Below are 23,412 nucleotides of genomic sequence, written 5' to 3'. Positions count from 1 at the left end.
TGCTGTTGGCGAATGCCCCTTCGTCGTGACGTCGGCCTGATCCATCTCGTTGGTGGGTCAGGCCGACGTTGTGTTTGGGGTGGGCAGATGTCGTTGCGTCCTGGTGTGCCTGGCGAGGTGCCGGCGGAGACGGTCAGGGTGGCCCGCGCGGCCTTCCCGAAGGGGTGCTTGGCAGTCCGGGTGAGAGATGTGCTCGGGCCGGTCTTCACCGATGTGGAGTTCGCGGGTCTTTTCTCGGGTCGGGGGCGGCCTGCGGCGTCGCCGGGCCGGTTGGCGATGGTGCTGGTGTTGCAGTTCGCCGAAGGGATGTCGGACCGGCAGGCCGCTCACGCGGTGCGCTCCAGGATCGACTGGAAATACGCGCTCGGGCTGGAGCTGACCGATCCGGGCTTCGATTTCTCCGTGCTGAGCGAGTTCCGTGGACGGCTCATCGCCGGTGGCGTCGAGGCCGGGGTGCTGGATGCGGTCCTGGAGAGCGTTTCGGCGGCCGGGCTGCTCAAGGCCGGTGGACGTCAGCGCAGTGATGCCACGCATGTGCTGGCGGCGGTGCGGGAGGTGAACCGGCTGGAGTCCGTCGTCGAGGCGATGCGAGCGGCACTGAACGCACTGGCGGTCGCGGCTCCGCAGTGGCTGGCCGAGCGGACGCCGCCGGAGTGGTTCGACCGGTACTCCGCCCGGCCGGAGGACACGAAGTTCCCCAGCCGCTGGGCTGCCCGGCTCAGCCACGCCGAACAGGTCGGCCAGGACGGCATGACGCTCCTGCAAGCTGTGTGGTCCGTTGACGCGCCTGCCTGGCTGCGGGAGCTGCCGGCCGTGGAGTTCCTACGGCGGATGTGGGTGCAGGAATACCAGGTCAGCGGCGGTGAGGTGAGCTGGCGCAAGCCGAAGGACTGCCCGCCTGGGCAGTTACGGATCCGCTCGGCCTATGATCCGGACGCCCGCAACGGGGCCAAACGCGACCGGGCCTGGTGCGGCTACAAGGTTCATCTGACCGAAACCTGCGAACCCGATGCCCCACACCTGATCACCGAGGTCATCACCACCACCGCTGCCACTGCCGACGTCCAGGTCACCGACCAGATCCACGACGCTCTCGCCCGCCGGGACCTGTTGCCTGATGTCCATCTGGTCGACGCCGGCTACGTCGATGCCGCACACCTGGTCGCCGCCCGCCGTGACCATGGCATCGAACTGGTGGGACCGGTCGGGGCCAACACCGGCTGGCAGGCCGCCGCGAACAACGGCTACAGCATCGACGCCTTCGCCGTCGACTGGGACAACAAGCAGGTGACCTGCCCGAACGGCAGGACCAGCAGACAGTGGCAGCACGACGGGCGACGCTCGTCAGGCCCCGTGATCCGCGCCCGATTCTCACCCGCGGACTGCCGCCCCTGCCCCTCACGCGACCAGTGCACCCGCGGCGTCGCCTACATGGGACGCGAGATCACCCTGCGGCACCGCGACGAACACGAAGCCCTCCGCACAGCCCGGCTCGACCAGCAAACCGACCCATGGAAACAACGCTACAAGCACCGAGCCGGCATCGAAGGCACCATCTCCCAGGGCGTCCGCGCCTTCGGGCTGCGCAGGTCCCGCTACCGAGGCCATCCCAAAACCCACCTGCAACACCTGCTGACCGCAGCCGGAATGAACCTCACCCGCCTCGACGCCTGGCTCACAGGCACCCCACTCGCCCCAACACGCACCTCACACTTCGCAGCACTCCGTCCCACCGGATAAATCCGATGGGACGGAGTGAAGGGGCATTCGCCAACAGCGTCCGGCCACCGGACACGCCCCTCCCGCGTACTCGCACGGAGGCGGGGAACCGCACACGGGCCCTGGCCGGGTCCGGGGGAACCCGGCGCCGGCCGACCCGCGGCCACCCTCCGATCCGTGGGCAGTGGGTCGTGCGATCCGGCGCCGTCCGCGCTGCCGCGGAGTGTCGGGCAGGTCGGCAGAGCGGACGGCGCGGGTGCGGGTCGTCGTGCTGTACGAGGGGGAGCAGACGACCCGGCCGCCTCTTGCGAGGGACCCAGTCAAGCCATTCGCCGGCCCGCGCAACAGCGTGCGCAGCGGGACGGTTCGGGCATTCCGTTCACACCCCGTGTGAATCGTGCTCCACTGGGGCGACACGTCCTGGCGTGCCGACCCACCGGAGGGGGCAATGGGGGCAATGGAGCCCAACACTCTGCTAGAGGCTCTGATCGACGAGGCGGGTGTCTCCCGGGCCGGGCTCGCCGCGCACGTCAACTCGGCCGGCCGCGGCCGGGGCCTGTGCCTGCGGTACGAACACACCGCCGTCGCCCGCTGGCTGAAGGGCCAGCGCCCGCGCGGCCAGGTGCCCGACCTGATCTGCGAAGTCCTCGGTACCCGCCTGCGCAGGGCGCTCTCGCTCGACGACATCGGCATGGCGGCCCACGGCGGGCGCGCTCCAGGGCAGGGGTCCTCGCTCACCGGATTCGTCGAACGGGCCACCGCGCTGTGGCGCTCCGACGAACAGCAGCGCCCGCACGTCGTCGCCGCCCCGGCCGTCACCGGGACCACCGCGGTGATGCCGGTGTGGGAGTGGGAGAACCCGCCGGAGGACGCGGACGTGTCCCGTGCCGGTACGAGCCGGGTCAGCATGGCCGACATAGCGACACTGCGCGCTGCCCGCGCCCACTACGAACTGATGTACCGCAGGGCGGGCGGTATCGCGACGCGTTCGCGCATCGTCGGCTTCCTCAACACCGAGACCGCCCCGCTGCTGCGCGGCGGCTACAGCGACGCGATGGGGCGTCAGCTGCACCGGGCGACGGGCGGGCTGGTGGCCGTCGCGGGCATCTGCGCCTACGACTCCGACGCGCACGGGCTCGCCCAGCGCTACTTCCACCAGGCGCTGCGCCTCGCCAAGGCGAGCGGGGACCGGGGGCTGGGCGGCTATGTGATCGCGCTGCTGGTCAACCAGTCGCTGTTCCTGGCCGACTACCGGCAGTCCGTCGCGTTCGCGGAGGCGGCGCTGCGGGCCGCCGGGCGCGACATCACTCCCGCGCTCGCCGCCGATCTGCACGCGATGCAGGCCAAGGCATACGCCCATCTCGGCGACGGCGGGAGCGCCCTGAAGTCCATCCGGCGCGCCGAGTCGGAGGCCGAGCGCATCCGGCCGGGCAAGGAGCCGGACGAGACGGGGTACGTCCAGCCGGGACTGGTCAACGTCCAGGTGGCGGAGGCGCTGTTGAGCCTCGGAGACCTGCCCGCCGCCAGGGAGCACGCGGTGGCGGCGGTGCGCACGCCCGCGCACGACCGGGGCCGGGTGCACCGGCTGGCCATGCTGACCACCATCGAGCTGCGGCAGGGCGAGGCCGACCGGGCGGCGGTCACGGCCGCGGAGATGGCGGACCGTGCCAGGGGCATGGAGTCGCAGCGGCTGCGCGACCGGCTGCGCTCCGTGCGCGAGCACCTGGTCGTGAGCGGCAGCGCGGAGGCGGAACGGGCCGCGGAGCTGATCGACGGATCGCTGCGCGTACCACTGTGAGCGCCGGTCTGCTGCGATATGGCCACCTACTAGTCAGAAGGTGGCAGAACTGTGCAGTGGACGAACCTGAACGAACAGACTGTGTACGAGAATCGCTGGTTCCGGGTCAATCTGGCCGACGTCGTCCTCCCGGACGGCGACCACCTCGACCACTACGTCATCCGGCTCCGCCCCGTCGCCGCGGCCACCGTCGTCAACGAGGCGAACGAGGTGCTGCTCCTCTGGCGGCACCGGTTCATCACCGACAGCTGGGGCTGGGAACTCGCCGCGGGCGTCGTCGAGGACGGTGAGGGCCTCGCCGCGGCGGCCGCGCGGGAGATGGAGGAGGAGACCGGCTGGCGTCCCGGACCGCTGCGCCCGCTGCTGACCGTGGAGCCGTCGAACGGGCTCACCGACGCCCGGCACCACTTCTACTGGGGCGAGCAGGCCGAATGGACCGGCGAGCCCTGCGACGCCTTCGAGTCCTCGCGCCGCGAGTGGATACCGCTCAAGCTGGTGCCCGACATGATCGCCCGCGGTGAGGTGCCGGCCGCGGGCATGGCGGCCGGGCTGATGATGCTGCACCACTTACGGCTGGGCTGATCACGGCCGGGCCGAGCCGGCCTGCTCCGGTGCGAGGGACCCGTCGGTCCCTCGCGCCGGAGCAGTAGGGGAGCGGTGTACCGGCTTTCCCCTGTGCGTAATCGGCTGGGGTCAGGAGAAGGGCGCGTCCGTCTTTACCCGAAGCGCTACTGGCGTGGTTCCTATTGGCGCGTAACCGGCGAATGTGCCCGCTCGCGCATTGATAACAATGGGCGTGCCACGGGCCTTTAGGAGAGTCGCATCCAATGGATCTCCTTTGGTCCGGATGCCGTACGCCCTGGGGATTTCCAATGCCAGGAATGCCGACTTGGCAGCGCGTGAATGTTGGACATAACGCATCTTTCGGAAAGGAAGTCCGATATTGGATGCATGACGGCCGAGCCAAGGGGGAGTGAACCCTGCCTTAAATCGCCCCTTCGGTTCAGAAGGGTGTAATTTACATCACAGAAAATTTTACAAGTTCCGTACAACTATCCACAATCCGGGGTGCCGGCAGGTACGGCGAGCGCCTGCTCCGCCGCAACCCGTTCGGTATAATCCAGGCGAAACGCACTTAAAGCGTTCGGGGTTCGCAATGACGACAATGGGTTTGATCTCGACGGTACGGGGCTTTACGTCTTCCGGGCTGCGGATACCCTCGCCTCCGGGCCCGGCCGATGGCGCGCAACTCTGGCAAGCGCCTCTCATTGGGTGCGTACGATAAATCCGCATCAATCGCAGGCAGACTCGGTTAACGCGTGACGGCTCAAAGTCAACTGCCACATTGAAGAAGGGCGTTATTCATGGCGCAGTCTCTCGCCGATCTCGCATCGGCAAGAGTGCAGAGGATCTTGCGCTTCTTCCCCGAGAGCTCGCAGGCCGAGCGCGAAGAGCTGAGTGCCACGGCGCGGGAACTGCTCGACACCCACGGCGAGGGGGCGCTCACCGGCCTCCGTCCGGCCGCGCGTGTCATTTGGCACCTCGCTGCCGAGGGGCGTGCCGAGGACCTCGTCGAGGTGGTCCGGGGCCAGCGCAGGGACCCCGGCGCCTTTCTCGTGGCAGGCGTCCGGCGCCCCCGCCTGGTGCTGCCGGGGCTGCAGCGCCTTGCGCTGCCCGAGCGGATAACCGCGCTCAAGCCTCGCGATCTTCCGGTGACGGCGCAGCTCACCTCGGTCGACTGGCGCGGCGACGATCTGGTGTGGGGAGGGTACGCGTTTGTCGCGAACCTGCCGCGCCCATCGGGCCGCGTCATCGGCCGGTTCGCGGTGCTGGAGCACGGCGAGACCGGCCGCCGCATCAAACTGCGCATGCGCCGCACCACGAACGAGCAGGCCACCGCCGCCTCCGGACAGGCGCTGCACTGCTACGACCAGTCGGGCTTCGAAGTCGTCGTCCCCGCTCGCCGGCTGCGCGAGCTCGCCGGGCTCGGTGCCGGCCAGTGGTTCCTCCACATCGGGATACCGGGACCGGGCGGGACCTACGGCGCCAGGGTGCGCCAGCGCGACGCGGGCACGGCCGGGCACAACCAGGTCCGTCATCTGGCGGACGGCTCACGCCTCGTGGTCGGCTTCATCAAGGACGCCGTGAGCATCACGGTGCAGCAGCCCGCTGCCGAGGTCGAGTCCTGCACCGTCGCGGGCGGCGAACTGCGACTCGTCACCAGGGCGCGGAGCGGCGCCAAGGCCCCCACCGCCGTGAGCATCGTCGAAGGCGACAACAGACTCGACAGCCCGCTCACTCCCCTGCCGGGTTCCTCCGACGCTTTCCTGCGCCACCAAGCGGTCTTCAGCCTTGCCCGGCTGGCCGAGAACGACCTGCCGGGAACCAAGACCCGCCAATTCAAAGTGACCTTCCGCGGAGACGACGGGCGGGCCCAGGAGGCCCCCCTCGCCGAGGGCTTCACGACCGCGAGGCACGGGCTCGGCCCCGGCCGCGAGCTGGCCGTCCACCGCGACGGGCCAGGCAGGCTGATGCTCGCAACGCGAGCCGTACGACCCGTTGTCGACACGATGACCGTGACGGGGCCGGGGGAGCTGGTACTCGAGGGCACGTATCCCGGTGAGGCGGCGGCCGGCAAGAAGTTCATCCTGCGGCACGGCGTCCGCTTCGAGGAGAAGGAGCTGCCGGTCGAGCTCACCGACGGGCGGTTCACCCTTCGGATCAAGCCCGAGGCGGCCCCCCAGACGCACGGTCCCGAGCTTCCCCTGTGCCCCGGTCGCTGGTACCTGTTCTTCCGCGACGCGGACGCCTGGGACAAGTCCGGGGACGTCCCGGTGACCTTGCGTCCGGAGCAGGTGCAGGAGCTGCCCATGTCCTTGAGCGGCCCGCAGCGTGGCTACACCGTGGACCGCCGCTACTTCGACCGCATCTTCATCGAGCCGGAACGGCTGCTCGGCCCCGATGAACACGGCGCCTACCGGCAGCGCATCCTGCGCGAGACGTACTTCAACGAGCAGCGCGAGCTCCCCCTGCGCGACGCGGTCCTCTACATCAGCCTCGGGGGCAAGCAGTTCTCGGATTCCCCGCGCGCGGTCTACGAGGAGCTGGTGCGCCGAGGGGTCGACGTCGAGCACATCTGGACCCAGGACACGGGGCTGCCCGAGATGCCGCCGGAAGCGACTGTGGTGGGCTGGGGCAGCCGCGAGTGGTACGCGGCACTGGCGCGCAGCCGCTACGTCGTCGTCAACACGGCGGTCGGCGACTGGTTCGTCACCCGCCCCGGACAACGGGTCGTGCAGACCTGGCACGGCACGCCGCTGAAGAAGATCGGTAAGGACCTGCTCGGCTCTCCCCAGTCGAGTCCCGCCTATATCGCCGGCCTGCCGCACAGCTATCGGCAGTTCGACTTCGTGGTGTCGCCCAACGCGTACACCACGGAGATCATGCGCAGGGCGTACTCGATCGAAAGCGACATGCTCGAGAGCGGTTATCCGCGCAACGACGCCTTCCACGCCCCCGACCGTGACGCACGGGCCGCGCGGGTCAGGGAGCGGCTCGGCCTGCCCGAGGGCAAGAAGGTGGTGCTCTACGCTCCCACCTGGCGGGAGGACCAGAAGCACGCGAGCAAACTGTACAAACTCGATCTGCGGATCGACCTGGCCGCGGCCCAGGCCGAACTCGGTGACGACCACGTGCTGCTCTTCCGCAAGCACCCCAGGGTCCACGACAACGTACCGGGTGCCGGCCGGGGCTTCGTGTGGGATGTGACCCGCTACCCGGACATCGCCGATCTGTACCTCGTCGCCGATGTCCTGATCACCGACTACTCCTCGGCGCTCTTCGACTTCGCGCACTCGGGTAAGCCGATGCTGTTCTTCACCTATGACCTGGAGCACTACCGGGACTCGCTGCGTGGCCTGTACTTCGACTTCACCACCCGGGCCCCCGGCCCGCTGCTGAAGACCTCCGAAGAGCTGGTCAAGGCCCTGCGCGACGTCGATGCCGTCGAAGCGGACTACCGGGAGAAGTACACACAGTTCAAGAGGGACTTCTGCGAGCCGGGGGACGGTCTCGCGACAGCGCGGGTCGTGGACCGCATGCTCGTCGGCGGACCGCACGCCGCAGCCCCGGCCGACGCCTGAGCGCTGCCCTCGCCCGGCCATGTGCGGAAGTTGGCAGGAGGGCGGGCCCGGCGGTATCAGCGCCGGGCCCGCCGTCAGGACGATCAGCAGGCGTAGAAACCCGAACCGGTCTTCCGGCCGAGCCGGCCCGCGTCCACCATCAATGGACTCGCCTGCCTCCAACTGCGCTCGTTTCCGGCCTCGCCCACTGCCGTACCGCCGAGGCGCGATTGCGCGTCTCAGGTCCCGACGGCCACTCTGAGCGGTGTGAGCACGTGCCGCTCGGGTGGGGGAGTCGATGGCGTTCGCGGAGTTCGACACGTTGCTGTTGCCGGGCGACCAGCGTTTCGACTGGTGGCGGCAGCTCGTCGGGCAGGGGGTCGCCCCAACCCGCATCACCAGCGATTTCGCGTCCGACTTCGTGGGGAGCGTGGGCTCGCTCGGCCTGGGGCGGATTCAGCTGACGAAGATGTCGTTCCCCGGCCTCCGGTCGGAACGCACGGCGGAGCTCATCCGGCGGGCCGACCCCGAGACGTACGAACTGACCCTGATCCTCGGCGGGTCGATGGGGGTCGCGCAGGACCGTCACACGACCCGGCTCGCGGCCGGTGACCTCAGCATGTGGACGTCTTCCCGGCCGTACAGCGGTCAGGCGATGAGCGGGCCGGTGATCGGGGCGTCACGGGCGCTCATCCTGCATCTGCCACGTGCGCTGGTGCCGCTGCCCGAGGCCCGGATCGACTCCCTGCTCGCGCAGGGTCTGTCCGCCCGGACCGGGGTCGGGAAGGTACTCGCCGACTTCCTCGGCTCGCTGATGGGGCAGGCGGCGGTCCTGGACGAGCAAAGCCTGGCGCGGCTCGGCGAGACGGGGCTCGACCTGGCCACCGGGTTCCTCGCCCAACGGCTCGACGCGCAGGAATTCCTGTCCCCGGAGGCGCGGCACGGGCTGCTGCTGGCCCGCATAGACGTCTTCATACGGGACAACCTGGCCGACCCGGCACTCACGCCCGGCGCCATCGCTGCCCGGCACCACATCTCCGTACGGCTGCTGCACCAGCTCTTCCGCCAGCGGAAGGAGACGGTGGCCGCCTCCGTGCGGCGGCAGCGGCTGGCGCGCTGTTTCGCGGATCTGGCCGAGCCACGGCTACGCGGGCTGTCGATCCAGGACATCGGGGTGCGGTGGGGGTTGGGGAACGGGGCGGCGTTCAGCCGGATGTTCCGTGCCGCGTACGGGATCACGCCCGGGGAGCGGCGGAGTTCCATGCACTCCCTGCACAGGATCCCTGCGCTCAGCGCTAACGACCGGGACGGCGCCCGCACCCCACAGTTGGATTGATCCCCATGGGGGGAACGTCAAACGGAGGGGAAACCCAGTGACTCGGACCCGACAGCGGACCTACAGATCCACCGGAGTGGGGCGGGTGGTCGTAGCCCTGCTGATGGCGATGGCCGCGTGCGTGGCCACCGTGAGCTCGGCCGCCGCGGACGCCCGGCCTGGCTTCTCGGCTCAGGCCAGGGAGGCCGGGCTGAGCGGCGTGGAGGCCAGGGCCTTGCAAGCCGAGGTCGACGCCAACCTGGCCGAGTGGGGCGGGAAGCAGGTGTCCGCCAACAAGATCGAGCTGACCGGCGGGGACCTGACGCTCGCGCTACCGGGAGAGAAGTACGCCCGAGACCTCGGCGCCAGGGGCGGTGCACTGGCCGCCGGCAGCTGCCCCAGCACCTACGTGTGCGCGTACAAGGGGGAGAACTTCACCGGCACCCAACTGAACTTCTTCACCTGCGGCACACTCAACCGCATCACCTGGAACACGACCGGATCTTGGAGGAACGCCCAGAAGTCCACCTTGTACGCGAAGTTCTACAGTGAGGACAAGGTTCTGCGCTGGACCTCGCCGGGGGGCTACAGCGAGGACGCCTCCGCGGACTGGCGGTGGGTCTGGTACCTCAGCCCCTGCTAGTCCCGTATTTCGCGGCTGATTCGGCTGGAGAGCGGGGCCGGGCAGTGTCCGGCACGGGCCTGTCAACGTTCGATCGGGTGTGCCGATGACTTCCCGGTCCCCGCGGCCACGAACGGAACGCCCCCGTATGGAGTGCGTGATCGAGTCCGTGGTGACCAAGCGTTTGGGCGCTCTGCCCGTCGCTGCCGAGCTTCCGGGCCGGCTGGATGGCACGGGCCGGAAGTCCCCGCTTCCGCTGGACGCCCGCCCGGTGCGGGGTGCGCGGCCGCGCCGGGGGATGACCACGGGGAGTCGTCGCCCTGCGCGCGGCGGCGGGAGCTCGATGAGAACCGCACGATGCGGCGATGAGTTTTCCCGGCCCGTCCGGTCTACGGTTCGTCAGGTGATCAGAAAGCGCGAAGCAGGAGGAGCGACATGAGCCAGTTGCTGCGGGTCCAGAACTTCACCGTCTCGAGCGACGGGTTCGGCGCCGGCGAGGGCCAGAGCCTCGAGAAGCCGTTCGGCCATGCCGATCCGGGGAACTTGCTCGCCTGGGCCTTTGCCACCGACCACCCACCCATCAAGCGTTCCGCACCCGGTGGCCGAGGCCTGGACGACTACTTCACGCGGGACTACGCCCGCAACATCGGCGCCGAGATCATGGGCCGCAACAAGTTCGGGCCGCAGCGCGGGCCCTGGCAGGACCACGAGTGGCAGGGATGGTGGGGTGACGAGCCCCCGTTCCACACGCCGGTGTTCGTGATGACGCACCACAAGCGCCCGTCGTTCACGCTCTCCGACACCACGTTCCACTTCGTCGACGGCGACCCGGCCGCGGTGCTCGCCCAGGCGAAGGAGGCAGCGCAGGGCCAGGACGTCCGGCTTGGCGGTGGGGCCACGATCATCCGGCAGTTCCTCGAGGCGGACCTTCTCGACACCTTGCATGTGGCGGTCGCGCCGACGAAGCTCGGCTCGGGGGCCCGGCTGTGGGAGTCCCCCGATGAGCTGCTCGACCGGTTCCACCAGGACGTCGTGCCCAGCCCGAGCGGCGTGACGCACCACCTGTTCTGGCGGAAGTGAGACCGGACCGGCCGGCCGACGCGGGCTCCGTCACCGGGGCCCGCGGCATGGCCGCTGCCCAGCGACGTCCTACCCTCGCGTTTCGCGGGTCGCTGCGGGTGCTGTGCCGGTCTGCAGCCGGCGTGGGCGTCGCACGTCGAGTCCCAGCAGATCGAGAAGGTCGACCTGGACGACCTGGCTGAGGATGATGGTGGGCGGGTCGGTGGCTCCGCGGATGCGTAGCTGGAGCTCACCGAGGTGATGCAGGATCATCCGGCCCGTGGGCCGCACTCGGCGGCGGCCCCGGTAGATCCCTATCCCTGCCATCGTGCCGTCTCCATCGCGTTCCAGCGCCTGCCGTACCTGCCGCTCGATCATGGCGGTGGCCTTGCCGAGGATGCGCTGGAGCGTCTGTCAGTAGTGCTCTTCGCGGTAGACGCCGTCGGATTCGGCTCCGTGGCCCCAGTCAGCGAGGCTTGTGTTTGCGAGTTCCGTGTTGACGATGAGGGACCCGGCCGCTGCAAGGGTGATCCTGAACGGCTCGTTGTTATCGTCGGGCAGACTGTTCACGGCCAGGAGCGGGAGCTCTGTAGAGGCCAGTGCCCGCTCGTCGGCGATGAGGACGAGCCGACTGTCGGGCCGGCCTTCGTCGTGGCGTCCGATCCGTGCCTTGATCTGGTCCGCCGTGAACCCCGCGTAGGCCTGGTCGTCGATGACGGTGAGCGAGTCGTATGCGTCGCTGCCTCCTTCGAGGGCTTGGAGCAGACGTGCCCACTCATCTGAGTGCGCGAAGGATGTCCGCACCAGAAGCGGGCCGGTGGAATCCTCGATCGTGGTGCGGGGCGGCTCGAGTTCGGCCCCCGTACGCTCGCCGGGGATGACCTGGATGAGGAAGCGGGGCTTCCTGCCGTCTACCGACCGGTCACTGGCGTGGACGCGGACCAGGTAGGGGCCGGCACCTGCGGTGGCGAGATTCACCTTGCGCAGCGCCTCGTATCCGCTGTCGCACAGAGCGAGGAACCCGGTCGTGGAGGTCACGGTGATCTCTTCGACCGTGACCCAGCCGCTCTCCACCCCCGGGTCGTCTCCGGCATAGAGGGTGACGATGGCGTTCTCCAGGGCGTCGCCGGCGTCGATGCGCAGCCAGTCCCGCTCGGCAACCAGGAACCCGCGTCCGCGCGGCTCCTTGCCGGCGTCGGGGTCCATGACGGTCAGGTCGCCCCACTCCTTTGTCTTGAGAGGCCGCGTTCGGCCTTCAAGGAGCGGCCAGTCGGAACGCTGCATGGAGAACCCCCCATCGTGCTTGCTGCGCCTGCCGGGTTACCTCTTGGTCGAGGTCGCCGCCGATTATGTCCCAGTGGCCACCGAAGATCTCCTGCAGCAGGTCGTCCAGAGGACCGGCAAAGCCGCCCGCGGTCCCGGTCAGCATGGTTACTGAGATTGAACTCTGAAGTCATAGGGGCTGACGGTTGGTGCCTGCCCGCGGTATCGCCGGAGGATGAGCTACCCACAGGGTGGCGGGATGACCGCTGAACGGCAGTGCATGCGCGAGGAGTTACGGCTTCGGGCGGCTGAGCGGTTTGCCCCGATCAACAGGGCTTCGTCCCGTCTTGGGGCCCCTTTTGGCGCCCGGATGTGGGAGCCGTCGACGGCCGCCCGTGAGAAGTCCAGGGCGTCCGCGCTCCGGAGCTTGGCCAAGAGTGCTTCATGGAGCCGGGGCCACACACCGGCCTCGGTCCACTCGGCCAGGCCGCTTTCGACGCAGGCCCTACTTGTGACTGTCAGCCGTGACGAGAGGGTGCTGAAAGGCTCAAGACCAGTAACTGCCCCGCACGGCTCCGGCACGGCGCTGGGCCGGCAGCAGGAGACGAGGCGCTGCGGGGCTGTAACCAGGTCCGACCTGGTGCAACGTGCCCCCGACAGGCCCGGCGGTATCAGCGCCGGGCCCGCCGTCAGGACGATCAGTAGGCGTAGAAGCCCGAACCGGTCTTCCGGCCGAGCCGGCCCGCGTCCACCATGCGCTGGAGCAGCGGGGGAGCCGCGTACAGCGGCTCCTTGTACTCGTCGTACATCGAGTCCGCGACCGAGGCCACGGTGTCCAGGCCGATCAGATCGGCGAGCTTGAGCGGGCCCATCGGGTGGGCGCAGCCCATCTCCATGCCGTTGTCGATGTCCTCGCGGCTGGCGATGCCCGACTCGAACATCCGGATCGCGGAGAGCAGGTACGGGATCAGCAGCGCGTTGACGACGAAGCCGGACCGGTCCTGGGCGCGGATCGGGTGCTTGCCCAGTATGTCCTGCACCACGGCCTCGGCACGCTTGACCGTCTCGTCCGACGTGGTCAGCGCGGGGATCAGCTCGACGAGCTTCTGCACCGGGGCCGGGTTGAAGAAGTGGATGCCGATGACCCGGTCGGGGCGAGAGGTCGCGACGGCCAGCTTCACCAGCGGGATCGATGAGGTGTTGGAGGCGAGGATCGCGTCCTGCCGGGTCACCACCTGGTCCAGCACCTGGAAGATCTCGGTCTTCACCTGCTCGTTCTCCACCACGGCCTCGATGACGAGATCGCGGTCCGCGAACTCGCCGAGGTCGGTGGTGAAGCTGAGGCGGCCGAGGGTCTCGTCGCGCTCCTCCTCGGTGATCTTGCCGCGCTCGGCGGCCTTCGAGAGGGAGTTGTAGAGCCGGGTGCGGCCGATCTCCAGCGCCTCGCCGGTGGTCTCGGCCACGCGGACATCGAGGCCGCTGCGGGCGCACACCTCCGCGATGCCTGCGCCCATCTGGCCGCAGCCGACCACTCCGACGCGTGCGATGTCCGCCATAGAGTCCGTCACCTCGTGCCTTTCACTGTTCTCCGTGCGGCGGCTTCCGTTCGGTTCCGGGCTCCGCCTCGACCCCACGACGTTACTCCGCGTCCCGCACGGGTTCGCAGGCCGGGGCGTGCATGCGCGGCCCTGGCCTGCGAACCCGGGGGCCGGAAGAGGACAGAGAAACGGCAGGTGCGAGGAAATGCGGCAAATCGCCAGAAGGAGCTTTGTGGCCGGTGCGGCCGGGACGGTGGCGTCTGTGATGGTCCCGGGCGCCGTGGCGGCGGAGGCCGCCGCGGATCCGCCGGGCGAGGCGCGCGCGGAGCGGCCGGGCGCGCCCCGCGACGCGGTGCGGCGTGAGCTCAGAGGCATGTGGGTGGGAACGATCGACAACCTCGACTGGCCCTCGAAACCGGGGCTCTCCGCCGCGGCCCAGGAGGCGGAGCTGATCGCCTACCTCGACGAGGCCGTCGACCGGCGGCTGAACGCGGTGATCCTCCAGGTCCGCCCGTCCGCCGACGCGCTGTGGCCCTCCCCGTACGAGCCGTGGGCCAGGTGCCTCACCGGCGTACAGGGCAAGGACCCCGGCTGGGACCCGCTGGGGACCGCGGTGCGGGAGGCGCACAGCCGCGGACTGGAGCTCCACGCATGGTTCAACCCGTACCGGGTCGCGAACCACACCGACCGCTCCCGGCTGGCCGCCACCCACCCCGCCAGGGTGCACCCCGACTGGGCGCTGCCGTACGGCGGGAAGCTCTACTACAACCCGGGCCTGCCCGAGGTCCGGAGCTTCGTGCAGGACGCGATGCTGGACGCGGTGCGCCGCTACGAGATCGACGCGGTCCACTGGGACGACTACTTCTACCCCTACCCGGTGGCCGGGCAGTCCTTCGCGGACGGGGCCGCGTACGAGAAGTACGGTGCGGGCTTCGCGAGCAAGGCGGCCTGGCGGCGTTCCAACACCGACAAGCTGGTGCAGGAGACCGCTCGGCGGATCAAGGCGGTCCGGCCGGGCGTCCGGTTCGGCATCAGCCCGTTCGGGGTGTGGCGCAACGCCTCGACCGACCCGCTCGGCTCGAAGAGCGCGGCCGGGGTGCAGACCTACGACGATCTGTACGCCGATACCCGCGGCTGGATCAAGAAGGGCTGGATTGATTACGTTTGTCCCCAGATTTACTGGAACATCGGCCTCGCCGCCGCCGACTACGCCGTGCTGGTGCCCTGGTGGAACGAGGTGGTACGCGGCACGGGCGTCGACCTCTTCATCGGTGAGGCGCTCTACAAGGCCGGCGACCCGGCCCAGCCGGCGGCCTGGCGGGACCCGGCCGAACTGTCCCGGCACATCGACCTCGCCGCCCGGTACGACCAGGTCCGCGGCCACGCCTACTTCTCGGGGCGGGCCGTGGTCGCGGACCGGATCGGCGCCATGTCGCGGCTGGTGGACGAGCACTACCGCTCGCGGGTGCGCCCGCCCGGCTGACTCACGGCGCTCCGCCGTCCCGGAGCCCGACAGCGTCGTCGTGCCGGACGACGCTGTCGGGGCCGGGCGCCAGGAGATGTTCATGTCCGTCGTCGAAGCGGACGCGGTACGGGGGAGTGCCCCCGTCCCCGAGCACCTCGACGATCTCTGCGACCCGGTCCTGCTGCCCCACGGTCCTGCCGTGCGTCACCAGCCGGTCGCCCGTGTGTGCCTCCATCGGGACTGACCTCCTCACGGGTGGCGGTCCATGTCGACAAGTCTATGTCCGGACGGGTCGCGGCCGGCCGATTCGCCGGGGCGGTCACCGGCCGCGCCCGGCGCGGCCCGCGCGCTGGGTCGCCGCGATGCACAGGAGCACCGCGACCGCAGCCACCGGTGCGGCCGCCGAGACCTCCTCGCCGAGCAGGAAGTACGACCAGACCAGCGTCAGCAGCGGCTGCGCGAGCTGGAGCTGACTGGCCCGCGCGACTCCGATCTCCGCCATGCCCCGGTACCAGACGTACAGCCCGAAGAAGGTCGAGCACGCCGCGACCCAGACCACGCCGATCACCCCGTGCGCGGTCAGCCGCACCGGCTCGTACGGCAGCGCGAGCGCGGTGCCCGCCACGGCGAGCGGCAGCGTGAGGATCAGCGCCCAGCCGATCACCTGCCAGCCCGGCATGACCTTCGCCAGCCTGCCGCCCTCCGTGTACCCGGCCGCGCACACCAGCAGCGCGCCGAACAGGAAGAGGTCCCCGGCCGAGACCGTGCCGCCGCTCTGCAGCACGGTGAAGACGATCACCACACCGGCGCCGGTCACCGCCGCGGTCCAGAACGTACGGGAGGGCCGCGATCCGGTCCGCAGTGAGGAGAACACCGCCGTGGTCAGCGGCAGCAGCCCCACCACCACGGCCGCGTGCGAGGTCGTCGAGGTCTGCAGCGCGAGCGTGGTCAGCAGCGGGAACCCCACCACCACCCCGCCCGCGACGACGGCGAGCCCGGCCCAGTGCCGGCGCTCCGGCACCCGCACCCGCGTCGCGAGGAGCACGCCGCCCGCGATCGCGGCGGCCAGCAGACTGCGCAACGCCACCAGGGACCAGGGGCCGAAGCTCTCCAGGCCCCACGCGGTGGAGGGGAAGGTCAGGGAGAAGGCGAGCACCCCGAGCCCGGCGAGCACCGTGCCGTTCAGCCCCGCCCGCCGTGCCCCGGGGCCGCTGCCCGGTGCGACCGGTGTGTCCGGCGCGTTCGGAGCGTCCGGTGTGTCCGGTGCGTGGGCGCGGTCCGTGCCGTCCGCCGGGGATCCGACCGCTATCGTGCTGCTGGGAGTAGCGCTATCCTCTGCTTTCATGCGTGAGCGTAGCAGCGTGGCTGATCTGGCCGGTTCTCTGCGGAGCGAGCTGAACCGCTACTCACCCGGTGAGAAGCTGCCGTCCAGCCGTGCCCTGGTGGAGCGCTTCCGGGCGAGTCCCGTGACCGTCTCGCGAGCCATCGCGCAGCTCGCCGCTGAAGGGCTCGTCGTCACCCGTCCCGGCTCCGGCGCGTTCCGGGCGCAGCCCCGCGGCGCCGCGCCGCCGGCCGGCGACACCTCGTGGCAGGAGGTGTCACTCAGCGGCGACGGAGGCCCCGAGGCCGTACCCCGCAGCGTCGACGCCTCCGGCGTACTGGCCACCCTGGCGGCACCGGCCACCGGCGTCGTCGAGTTCAACGGCGGCTATCTGCACAGCTCGCTCCAGCCGGAACGCGCCCTCGCCGCCGCCCTCGCGCGGGCCGGCCGGCGTCCCGGTGCCTGGGGCCGCCCGCCCACCGACGGGCTGACCGAACTGCGCGCCTGGTTCGCCCACGAGATCGGGCCCGCACTCACCGCCGCCGACGTGCTGATCACCGCCGGGGGCCAGAGCGCGCTGGCCACCGCGCTGCGGGCGCTCGCCCCGCCAGGCGCCCCGGTGCTCGTCGAATCGCCCACCTACCCGGGCATGCTGGCGGTGGCGCGGGCCACCGGACTGCGGCCCGTACCCGTACCGGCCGACACCGACGGGGTGCGGCCCGATCTGCTCGCCGCCGCGTTCCGGGCCACCGGCGCGCGGGTCTTCGTCTGCCAGCCGCTGTTCCAGAACCCGACCGGCGCCGTCCTCGCCCGCGCCAGGCGCGCCGAGGCCGTCCGGATCGCCAGGGAGGCGGGAGCGTTCATCGTCGAGGACGACTTCGCCCGACGGCTCGTCCACGACGACGCCGGACCGCTGCCGCCGCCGCTGGCCGCGGACGACCCCGACGGAGTCGTCGTCCATGTCTGCTCCCTCACCAAGGTGACCTCACCCAGCCTCAGGGTGGGAGCCCTCGCCGCGCGCGGCCCGGTACTCGAACGGCTGCGCGCGATCCAGGTCGTCGACAGCTTCTTCGTCCCCCGGCCGATTCAGGAGGCCGCGCTCGAACTCGTCGGCACACCGACCTGGAGCCGTCATCTGCGGTCGCTGTCCACCGAGCTGCGGACCCGCCGCACCGCGCTGACGGCGGCGCTGCGCAGTGAGCTGCCCGCGCTCGCGGTCCCGCACATCCCGGCGGGCGGCGGCAGCCTCTGGGTGGGCCTGCCCGGCACGGGGGGCGGTGCCGACGAGTCCGCCATGGTCTCGGCGGCCCTGCGGGCGGGCGTCGCCATCGCGCCGGGACGGCCGTACTTCTGCGCCGAACCACCGGCGCCCCACGTCCGGTTGAGCTACGCGGCCGTCGCCGGGACGGCCGAGATCGCGGAGGGCGTGCGACGGCTGCGGACCGCCTGGGAGGACGCCCTCGACGCGCCGGAGGCTACGCTCGGAGGATGACGGAAACTCCCCAGCAGCGTTACGAGATATCGTCCGAACCGTCCCGGCTGGACGCCGCCAGGATTCACAACTGGCTGTCCAACGAGGCATATTGGGCACTCGGGCGGCCCCGTGAGCGCCAGGATCTGGCCATCGCCGGCTCACTCAACTTCGGCGCCTACGACCTCACGTCGGGCGAACAGGTCGGCTACGCCAGGGTGGTGACCGACCACGCCACCTTCGGCTGGGTCTGCGACGTGTACGTCGACCGCGCAGCCCGCGGCCACGGACTCGGCGCGAGCATGGTCAAGGCGGCGCGCGATCACCTCGCCGAGGCCGGCGTCCGGACGATCGTGCTCGCCACGGACGACGCCCACGGCGTGTACGAGAAGGTCGGTTTCAAGCCGCTGGACAGCCCGGAGAAGTGGATGTCCCTGAAGCTCGGCTGATCCGGAAGCGCTTCCGGCCGCGCTCTTGACCTGCCGGGCGAACGGCTCCACGATCGCGGCCATGAGTGTTCGAGTCTCACTCGTCGCCGCGGCGCGCAACTCCTCCCTGCTCGGTGAGCGCTTCGAAGACGACCGGCCGCTCGACGAGACCGGCTGGCACGAGGTGCAGTTCGCCGCCCCCACCCTGCTGCCCCTGGGGGCGGCCGAGCTGCGCTACTGCTCGCCGACCGCCCGCAGCCGTGCCACCGGACAGGCACTCGGCTTCGCGCCGATGGTCCAGCCCGCCCTGCGCGACTGCGACATGGGCCGGTGGCGCGGACTCACCCTCGCCGACGTCACCGCGCGCGAGCCCGCGGCCGTGGACGCCTGGCTCGCGGACCCGCGCTCCGCGCCGCACGGCGGGGAGACGCTGCTCGCGTTCATCTCCCGGATAGGCGGCTGGCTCGACACCCGGCCCGCCTGCGACGGGCTGATCGTCGCTGTCGCCGAACCCGCCGTCGTACGGGCCGCCCTGGTGTACGCGCTGCGGGCGCCGCCCTCGACGTACTGGAACGTCGACGTCCGCCCGCTCTCCACCGTCACGCTGACCGGCCTGCCCCGCCGCTGGAGCCTCTGCCTCGAAACCGGGGCCCGATGACGGCGTCGGGGCACCGGCCTCCCGGCCCGTCCGGGACGTGTCACCGTGACCTGTCGCCCGTGCCCCGTCGCCCGTCGCCCGTCGCCCGTCACGGTGCGGCCGGCGGTGGGGCCGGCTCGCCCTCGGTGTCGATGTGCGGAAGCACCCGGTCCAGCCATCCGGGAATCCACCAGGCGCCGCGGCCCAGCAGTGTCATCACGGCGGGCACCAGCAGCAGCCGGACGACCGTGGCGTCGATGAGCACGCTGACCGCCAGCCCGAGGCCCAGCATCTTGATGACGACGGTGTCGCTGAGGATGAAGGCGCCGAACACGCTGACCATGATGAGCGCGGCACAGGTGATCACCCGGGCGGTGATCTCCAGCCCGTGCGCCACCGAGTCCTTGCTGTCCCCCGTGCGCTGCCAGGCCTCGTGCACGCGGGTGATCAGGAACACCTCGTAGTCCATGCTCAGGCCGAAGACGATCGCGAACATCATCATCGGTACGTAGCTCTCGATGGGCACCGTCCCCGACACGCCCAGCGACGGCCCTCCCCACCCCCACTGGAAGACCGCCACCACCACCCCGTAGGAGGCCGCGATCGACAGCAGGTTGAGGACGGCGGCCTTCAGCGCGACCAGCACGCCGCGGAACACGATCAGGATGATGACGAAGGCCAGCGCGACCACGACGGCGATGATCAGCGGGAGCCGGCTGACGATGATGTCGAGGAAGTCCTCCTGGGCGGCGGTCGTACCGGTCACGTACGTGGAGGCGTTCGTGCCGGACACCCCCTTCGGCAGCACGTCGTCCTTGAGGTGGTTGAAGAGGCTGGTCGTGCCCGCGTCCTGCGGGGCCCGCGCCGGGACGGCGGTGCCGACGAGGAGGTCACCGTCCGGCGTCGCCGTGAGCGGGCTCACGTCGGCCGCGCCGGGGACGCCGGTGAGCGCCTTCTGGAGGTTGTCCGCCAGCGCCGCGCGGTCGTCGTCGGCCACCCCCCGCTGGTCGACGACCAGGGTGAAGGGGCCGTTGGCGCCCGGCCCGAAACCGGCGGAGATCAGGTCGAAGGCGCGCCGGTCGGTGAAGCTCGCCGGATCGGCCCCGTCGTCGATGTGCCCGAGGCGGATGGAGAACAGCGGGACCGCCAGGACTCCGACCACGACGAGCCCCGCGAGCAGGAACCACCAGGGCCGCCGTTCCACCCGCCGGGCGTAGCGGTGCCAGCCGCCCTGTGACGGGGTACCGGGCACGGCCCCGCCCTCCGCGACCGTCGGCCGGACCCGGTAGCGGTCGATCCGCCTGCCGATGAGGCCCAGCAGGGCGGGGACCAGGGTGATCGCACCGATGACCGCGGTGATGACGGTGACCGCGGCGGCCGCCCCCAGCTTGCCGATGAAGCTCACCCGGGACACGTACAGCCCGGCCAGCGCCACGATGACGGTGCAGCCGGAGACCAGCACGGCGCGCCCGCTGGTGGCCACGGCCCGGCCGGCGGCCCGGACCGGGTCGCGGCCGTCCATGACGAGCTGGCGGTGGCGGGTGATCAGGAACAGGGCGTAGTCGATGCCGACCCCCAGCCCGATCATGGTGGCGAGCGTGGGGGAGACGCCGGCGAACGTGGTGGCCGCGGCCACCAGCGACAGGACGCTCAGCCCGACGATCACGCCGATGAGCGCGGTCAACAGCGGGACTCCGGCGGCGATGACGCTGCCGAACCCGATGAGCAGCACGACCACCGCGACGGCGAAACCGATCGCCTCGCTCGTCAGGTCCTTGGTCTCGGGCCGGGCGAGCTCGCCCAGCGGCCCGCCGTACTCGACGTCGACCCCGGCGGTGCGCAGCGGTTTCACCGCCGTGTCGACCCGGTGGAGGTAGCTGTCGCCCAGCGAGGTCGGGTTCACGTCGAACCGCACGGTGATGTACCCGGTATTGCCGTCCTTGGACAGCGACGTCGACGTCGACGTCGACGAGGACGACGACGGCAACGGGTTCTGGGCGGACAGCACGTGCGGCAGCTTCTGCAGGCTGCCCACCACCTGGTCGACCTGGCTCCGGTCGTCGGTCAGGGGCTTGGCCGCATCGTGCAGGACCACCTGGGCACCGGTGCCGCCCGCGGCCGGATCGTGCGCCTTCAGCAGCTCGGCCCCGGTGTTCGACTGGGTGCCGGGCAGGTTGAAGTCGTCCGAGTACGTCCCCCCGAACGCGCTCTGGAGAGCGTGCAGCCCGCCGAGGGCGATCAGCCAGGCGATGATCACCACGACGAAGTGGCGGGCGCACCATTCGCCCAGCCTGAGCAGCCACCCTCCGCGCGGTTTCGCCGGTGCCGCGTACGTGCTGCTGCTGGGCGGGGCCATGCGTTCTCCCGGAGGAAGGGACGGGCCGTTCAGCCGGGGCGCGCCGCGTCCCCCGTGTCCAACGGCGCCGCGTCCCCTGTGTCCAATTCGAGAACGTAGAGGGAGCCGCGGGAGCCGGGGCCGCGACACGTGCGGCGGAGCTGCCCGTTCCGCCGCACGGCCGGTACGCGCCGCCCGGTACGCGCCGCCCGGTCCGGCCGGTCAGCCGTGGCCGGCCGGACCCCGCAGGTCAGTCCTTTTCCTGTGCGGCGACGATGAGTGTGAGCGCCTCGACGACGGCCGCCTCCGTGGTCGCCTTGTCGATACCGAGGCCGGTCAGCAGCCCGGCGCCGTCCTCGTACTCCAGCAGGGCGAGCAGGATGTGCTCGGTCCCGATGTAGTTGTGCCCCAGTCGCAGCGCCTCGCGGAAGGTGAGTTCGAGCGCCTTGCGGGCGTCGGCGTTGTAGGGGAGGAGTTCGGGCAGCTCCTCTTCCGAGGCCGCCGGGAGCGCGGCCGTGGCGGCCTGGCGGACGGTGTCCAGGGTCACCACCTGCGCCTTGATGAACGCCGCCGCGAGCGCTTCCGGCTCGCTGAGCAGCCCGAGTACGAGGTGCTCCGTGCCGATCTCGCTGTTGCCCGCGGCGCGCGCCTCGTTCTGGGAGGCCATCACGACGTTCTTGGCGCGCGGGGTGAAGCGGCCGAAGCCCTGGCTCGGGTCGAGTTCGCTCGGCTCGCCGGGATTCTTGGCGACGAACCGCTTCTGCGCCGCCTGCCGGGTGACCCCCATGCTCTTGCCGATCTCCGTCCAGGAGGCGCCGGAGCGCCGGGCCTGGTCCACGAAGTGGCCGATCAGGTGGTCTGCGACGTCGCCGAGGTGGTCGGCGGCGATGACGGCGTCCTGGAGCTGGTCCAGGGCGTCGGGGTGGACCTTCTTGATGGCTTCGATGAGGTCGTCGAGGCGGACCGGATGCGTGGGGCCGACTGGTTTCGTCATGTGTCAACCTTAGGTTGACAGTGGGGGAGGTGTCAACCTTCCGTTGACAGTGGGGTGCGGTGGGTCCCGGATACGACGAACGCGCCGGCCGACGGTGTTCGTCGGCCGGCGCGTCCGGTCAGCTGTTCAGCCAGCGGGTCGGGATCAGAGAACCCCGGAGTCCGCGATGGTGACCTTCGACTTGGTCCGGCCGCTCTGCGAGCCGAGCCCCTCGATCTTGGTGACCAGGTCCATGCTCTGCTGGTCGGCGACCTCGCCGAACACCACGTGCTTGCCGTCCAGCCACGAGGTCACGATGGTCGTGATGAAGAACTGCGAACCGTTCGAGTTCGGGCCGCTGTTCGCCATGGAGAGCAGACCGGGCTTGGTGTGCGCCAGCTTGAAGTTCTCGTCCGCGAACTTCGGGCCGTAGATGCTCTTGCCGCCGGTGCCGTCGCCCCGGGTGAAGTCGCCGCCCTGGAGCATGAACTCCGGGATGACCCGGTGGAAGGACGAACCCTTGTAGCCGAAGCCGTGCTCGCCGGTCGCCAGCTGGCGGAAGTTCTCCGCGGTCTTGGGAACGACCTCGTCGTACAGGTTGAAGACGATCCGCCCGGCGGGCTGGTCGTCAATGGTGATGTCGAAGTAAACCTTGCTCGTCATGGAACCATCCTGACATCCGGCCGCGCGGCCCCGACGGGCGGGCGCGGTCAAGGACCGCTCACGGGTGACGGGCCGGGTGCATGTGGTCCACGCGTACGGCCCACGCGGCGGCGGCCCCGGACCCGCCGCCGTGCCTCGCCGTCACACCCCGGTACTGCCGTCGATCCGCTCGCGCAGCAGGTCGGCGTGGCCGCTGTGGCGGGCGTACTCGCCGATCATGTGGGTGTAGATCCACCGCAGGCTCACCTCGCCGCCCATGAAGGGAACGGTGCCCTCCAGCGCCCGCGCCGCACAGTTGGCACGGGACAGGGCGACCTCGTCCCGCCACGCCGCGAGGGACTGTGCGAAGGAGGCGTCGGCGGAGACCTCGAAACCGCCGTCGTGCCCACCGGAACCGGCCGGTGCGGTGTGCGTGGGCGGGGCGTCCTCCGCGGCGAGCACCCGGCGGAACCAGTTCCGCTCGACCTCGGTCAGGTGCTGGACCAGCCCCAGCAGCGTCAGCGACGACGGCGCGACGGAGGTCTCCCGGACCTGCTCGTCGGCCAGGCCCTCGCATTTCATTGCCACGGTGGCCCGGTAGAAGTCGAGCCAGCTCTCCAGATTGGTGCGCTCGTCGGCGTTCAGGGGCGGCATCGCGCGTTCGGTGTGCGTCATGATCACCGATCGTGCCAGCCGGGTCTGACA

20 protein-coding genes and 1 pseudogene are annotated in these 23,412 nt (G+C 70.5%); 11 read left to right on the top strand and 10 right to left on the bottom strand.

The annotated features are described in order from the left end of the window. Nucleotides 1-87: 87 nt before the first annotated feature. From OG892_RS06480 to OG892_RS06450, 7 genes are all read left to right on the top strand, one after another. On the top strand, nt 88-1,740 hold the full coding sequence (locus OG892_RS06480) for an IS1182 family transposase (protein WP_328867654.1): 1,653 nt from the start codon (nt 88-90) through the stop codon (nt 1,738-1,740). A 436-nt stretch (nt 1,741-2,176) separates the two neighbouring features. Then, nucleotides 2,177-3,517, top strand: a complete 1,341-nt coding sequence (locus tag OG892_RS06475) for a transcriptional regulator (protein ID WP_073737433.1) — start codon at nt 2,177-2,179, stop codon at nt 3,515-3,517. Between the two features lie 51 nt (nt 3,518-3,568). After that, the gene (locus OG892_RS06470; protein WP_073737434.1) at nt 3,569-4,099 is read left to right on the top strand and encodes an NUDIX domain-containing protein; all 531 of its coding nucleotides are present in this window, start codon (nt 3,569-3,571) and stop codon (nt 4,097-4,099) included. 782 nt (nt 4,100-4,881) lie between these two features. Next, nucleotides 4,882-7,659, top strand: coding sequence for a CDP-glycerol glycerophosphotransferase family protein (locus OG892_RS06465; protein WP_371628662.1), 2,778 nt, complete (start codon nt 4,882-4,884; stop codon nt 7,657-7,659). A gap of 277 nt (nt 7,660-7,936) precedes the next feature. After that, nucleotides 7,937-8,974 carry a helix-turn-helix domain-containing protein gene (locus tag OG892_RS06460; protein ID WP_371628661.1) on the top strand — a complete coding sequence of 346 codons (1,038 nt, stop codon included), beginning with the start codon at nt 7,937-7,939 and terminating at the stop codon, nt 8,972-8,974. A gap of 37 nt (nt 8,975-9,011) precedes the next feature. Further along, on the top strand, nt 9,012-9,596 hold the full coding sequence (locus tag OG892_RS06455; RefSeq protein WP_371628660.1) for a peptidase inhibitor family I36 protein: 585 nt from the start codon (nt 9,012-9,014) through the stop codon (nt 9,594-9,596). Between the two features lie 414 nt (nt 9,597-10,010). Further along, nucleotides 10,011-10,655, top strand: coding sequence for a dihydrofolate reductase family protein (locus OG892_RS06450; protein WP_371628659.1), 645 nt, complete (start codon nt 10,011-10,013; stop codon nt 10,653-10,655). A gap of 69 nt (nt 10,656-10,724) precedes the next feature. Here OG892_RS06450 and OG892_RS06445 read toward each other — a convergent pair whose 3' ends face one another. From OG892_RS06445 to OG892_RS06430, 4 genes and pseudogenes are all read right to left on the bottom strand, one after another. After that, a complete protein-coding gene (locus tag OG892_RS06445; protein ID WP_371628658.1) occupies nt 10,725-11,012 on the bottom strand; it encodes a hypothetical protein in 288 nt (95 codons plus the stop codon). Between the two features lie 36 nt (nt 11,013-11,048). After that, a complete protein-coding gene (locus tag OG892_RS06440; protein WP_371628657.1) occupies nt 11,049-11,840 on the bottom strand; it encodes a hypothetical protein in 792 nt (263 codons plus the stop codon). 361 nt (nt 11,841-12,201) lie between these two features. Further along, nucleotides 12,202-12,383 (bottom strand): annotated as a pseudogene (locus tag OG892_RS06435) (IS5/IS1182 family transposase); the annotation flags it as partial. A 212-nt stretch (nt 12,384-12,595) separates the two neighbouring features. Then, nucleotides 12,596-13,453 carry a 3-hydroxybutyryl-CoA dehydrogenase gene (locus OG892_RS06430; RefSeq protein WP_073737446.1) on the bottom strand — a complete coding sequence of 286 codons (858 nt, stop codon included), beginning with the start codon at nt 13,451-13,453 and terminating at the stop codon, nt 12,596-12,598. 187 nt (nt 13,454-13,640) lie between these two features. Here OG892_RS06430 and OG892_RS06425 point away from each other — a divergent pair, with 187 nt between their 5' ends. Further along, a complete protein-coding gene (locus OG892_RS06425; RefSeq protein WP_199884481.1) occupies nt 13,641-14,918 on the top strand; it encodes a glycoside hydrolase family 10 protein in 1,278 nt (425 codons plus the stop codon). A gap of 1 nt (nt 14,919) precedes the next feature. Here the strand turns inward: OG892_RS06425 and OG892_RS06420 are convergent, their stop codons facing one another. Further along, nucleotides 14,920-15,135 carry a DUF1918 domain-containing protein gene (locus tag OG892_RS06420; protein WP_371628656.1) on the bottom strand — a complete coding sequence of 72 codons (216 nt, stop codon included), beginning with the start codon at nt 15,133-15,135 and terminating at the stop codon, nt 14,920-14,922. An 84-nt stretch (nt 15,136-15,219) separates the two neighbouring features. Beyond that, nucleotides 15,220-16,245 (bottom strand): DMT family transporter, encoded by a 1,026-nt coding sequence (locus OG892_RS06415; protein WP_371628655.1) that lies wholly within the window; start codon nt 16,243-16,245, stop codon nt 15,220-15,222. Between OG892_RS06415 and OG892_RS06410 the strand changes: the two genes are divergently transcribed. From OG892_RS06410 to OG892_RS06400, 3 genes are all read left to right on the top strand, one after another. Beyond that, entirely contained in the window at nt 16,244-17,713 is a 1,470-nt protein-coding gene (locus OG892_RS06410; RefSeq protein WP_371628654.1) for a PLP-dependent aminotransferase family protein, read from the top strand. The two genes, OG892_RS06415 and OG892_RS06410, sit on opposite strands and share 2 nt — an antisense overlap. Further along, nucleotides 17,710-18,141 (top strand): GNAT family N-acetyltransferase, encoded by a 432-nt coding sequence (locus tag OG892_RS06405; protein WP_073737451.1) that lies wholly within the window; start codon nt 17,710-17,712, stop codon nt 18,139-18,141. The genes OG892_RS06410 and OG892_RS06405 overlap by 4 nt, the downstream gene beginning before the upstream one ends. A gap of 61 nt (nt 18,142-18,202) precedes the next feature. Further along, entirely contained in the window at nt 18,203-18,778 is a 576-nt protein-coding gene (locus tag OG892_RS06400) for a histidine phosphatase family protein (protein WP_073737578.1), read from the top strand. 88 nt (nt 18,779-18,866) lie between these two features. On the opposite strand, the gene OG892_RS06395 is transcribed toward OG892_RS06400, so the two are convergent. From OG892_RS06395 to OG892_RS06380, 4 genes are all read right to left on the bottom strand, one after another. Beyond that, a complete protein-coding gene (locus tag OG892_RS06395) occupies nt 18,867-21,113 on the bottom strand; it encodes an MMPL family transporter (RefSeq protein ID WP_079193565.1) in 2,247 nt (748 codons plus the stop codon). Between the two features lie 229 nt (nt 21,114-21,342). Beyond that, nucleotides 21,343-22,086, bottom strand: a complete 744-nt coding sequence (locus OG892_RS06390; RefSeq protein WP_073737452.1) for a Clp protease N-terminal domain-containing protein — start codon at nt 22,084-22,086, stop codon at nt 21,343-21,345. Nucleotides 22,087-22,230: 144 nt separating this feature from the next. Then, complete coding sequence (locus tag OG892_RS06385) at nt 22,231-22,728, bottom strand: peptidylprolyl isomerase (RefSeq protein ID WP_073737453.1); 498 nt, start codon at nt 22,726-22,728, stop codon at nt 22,231-22,233. Nucleotides 22,729-22,869: 141 nt separating this feature from the next. Then, a complete protein-coding gene (locus OG892_RS06380; RefSeq protein ID WP_371628653.1) occupies nt 22,870-23,382 on the bottom strand; it encodes a DinB family protein in 513 nt (170 codons plus the stop codon). Nucleotides 23,383-23,412: the final 30 nt, after the last annotated feature.

This window comes from Streptomyces sp. NBC_00341 (assembly GCF_041435055.1).
Lineage (GTDB): Bacteria > Actinomycetota > Actinomycetes > Streptomycetales > Streptomycetaceae > Streptomyces.
Note: the sequence above shows the minus strand (reverse complement) of the source record. Positions and strands in the feature narration are given on the sequence as shown.

Coding starts and splice junctions, on each gene's coding strand:
- OG892_RS06440 (WP_371628657.1), bottom strand. CDS start 11,840: ATGGACCCCGACGCCGGCAAGGAGCCGCGCGGACGCGGGTTCCTGGTT.
- OG892_RS06390 (WP_073737452.1), bottom strand. CDS start 22,086: ATGACGAAACCAGTCGGCCCCACGCATCCGGTCCGCCTCGACGACCTC.
- OG892_RS06425 (WP_199884481.1), top strand. CDS start 13,641: ATGCGGCAAATCGCCAGAAGGAGCTTTGTGGCCGGTGCGGCCGGGACG.
- OG892_RS06475 (WP_073737433.1), top strand. CDS start 2,177: ATGGAGCCCAACACTCTGCTAGAGGCTCTGATCGACGAGGCGGGTGTC.
- OG892_RS06445 (WP_371628658.1), bottom strand. CDS start 11,012: ATGATCGAGCGGCAGGTACGGCAGGCGCTGGAACGCGATGGAGACGGC.
- OG892_RS06395 (WP_079193565.1), bottom strand. CDS start 21,113: ATGGCCCCGCCCAGCAGCAGCACGTACGCGGCACCGGCGAAACCGCGC.
- OG892_RS06415 (WP_371628655.1), bottom strand. CDS start 16,245: ATGAAAGCAGAGGATAGCGCTACTCCCAGCAGCACGATAGCGGTCGGA.
- OG892_RS06385 (WP_073737453.1), bottom strand. CDS start 22,728: ATGACGAGCAAGGTTTACTTCGACATCACCATTGACGACCAGCCCGCC.
- OG892_RS06420 (WP_371628656.1), bottom strand. CDS start 15,135: ATGGAGGCACACACGGGCGACCGGCTGGTGACGCACGGCAGGACCGTG.
- OG892_RS06400 (WP_073737578.1), top strand. CDS start 18,203: ATGAGTGTTCGAGTCTCACTCGTCGCCGCGGCGCGCAACTCCTCCCTG.
- OG892_RS06450 (WP_371628659.1), top strand. CDS start 10,011: ATGAGCCAGTTGCTGCGGGTCCAGAACTTCACCGTCTCGAGCGACGGG.
- OG892_RS06430 (WP_073737446.1), bottom strand. CDS start 13,453: ATGGCGGACATCGCACGCGTCGGAGTGGTCGGCTGCGGCCAGATGGGC.
- OG892_RS06380 (WP_371628653.1), bottom strand. CDS start 23,382: ATGACGCACACCGAACGCGCGATGCCGCCCCTGAACGCCGACGAGCGC.
- OG892_RS06460 (WP_371628661.1), top strand. CDS start 7,937: ATGGCGTTCGCGGAGTTCGACACGTTGCTGTTGCCGGGCGACCAGCGT.
- OG892_RS06405 (WP_073737451.1), top strand. CDS start 17,710: ATGACGGAAACTCCCCAGCAGCGTTACGAGATATCGTCCGAACCGTCC.
- OG892_RS06480 (WP_328867654.1), top strand. CDS start 88: ATGTCGTTGCGTCCTGGTGTGCCTGGCGAGGTGCCGGCGGAGACGGTC.
- OG892_RS06410 (WP_371628654.1), top strand. CDS start 16,244: ATGCGTGAGCGTAGCAGCGTGGCTGATCTGGCCGGTTCTCTGCGGAGC.
- OG892_RS06465 (WP_371628662.1), top strand. CDS start 4,882: ATGGCGCAGTCTCTCGCCGATCTCGCATCGGCAAGAGTGCAGAGGATC.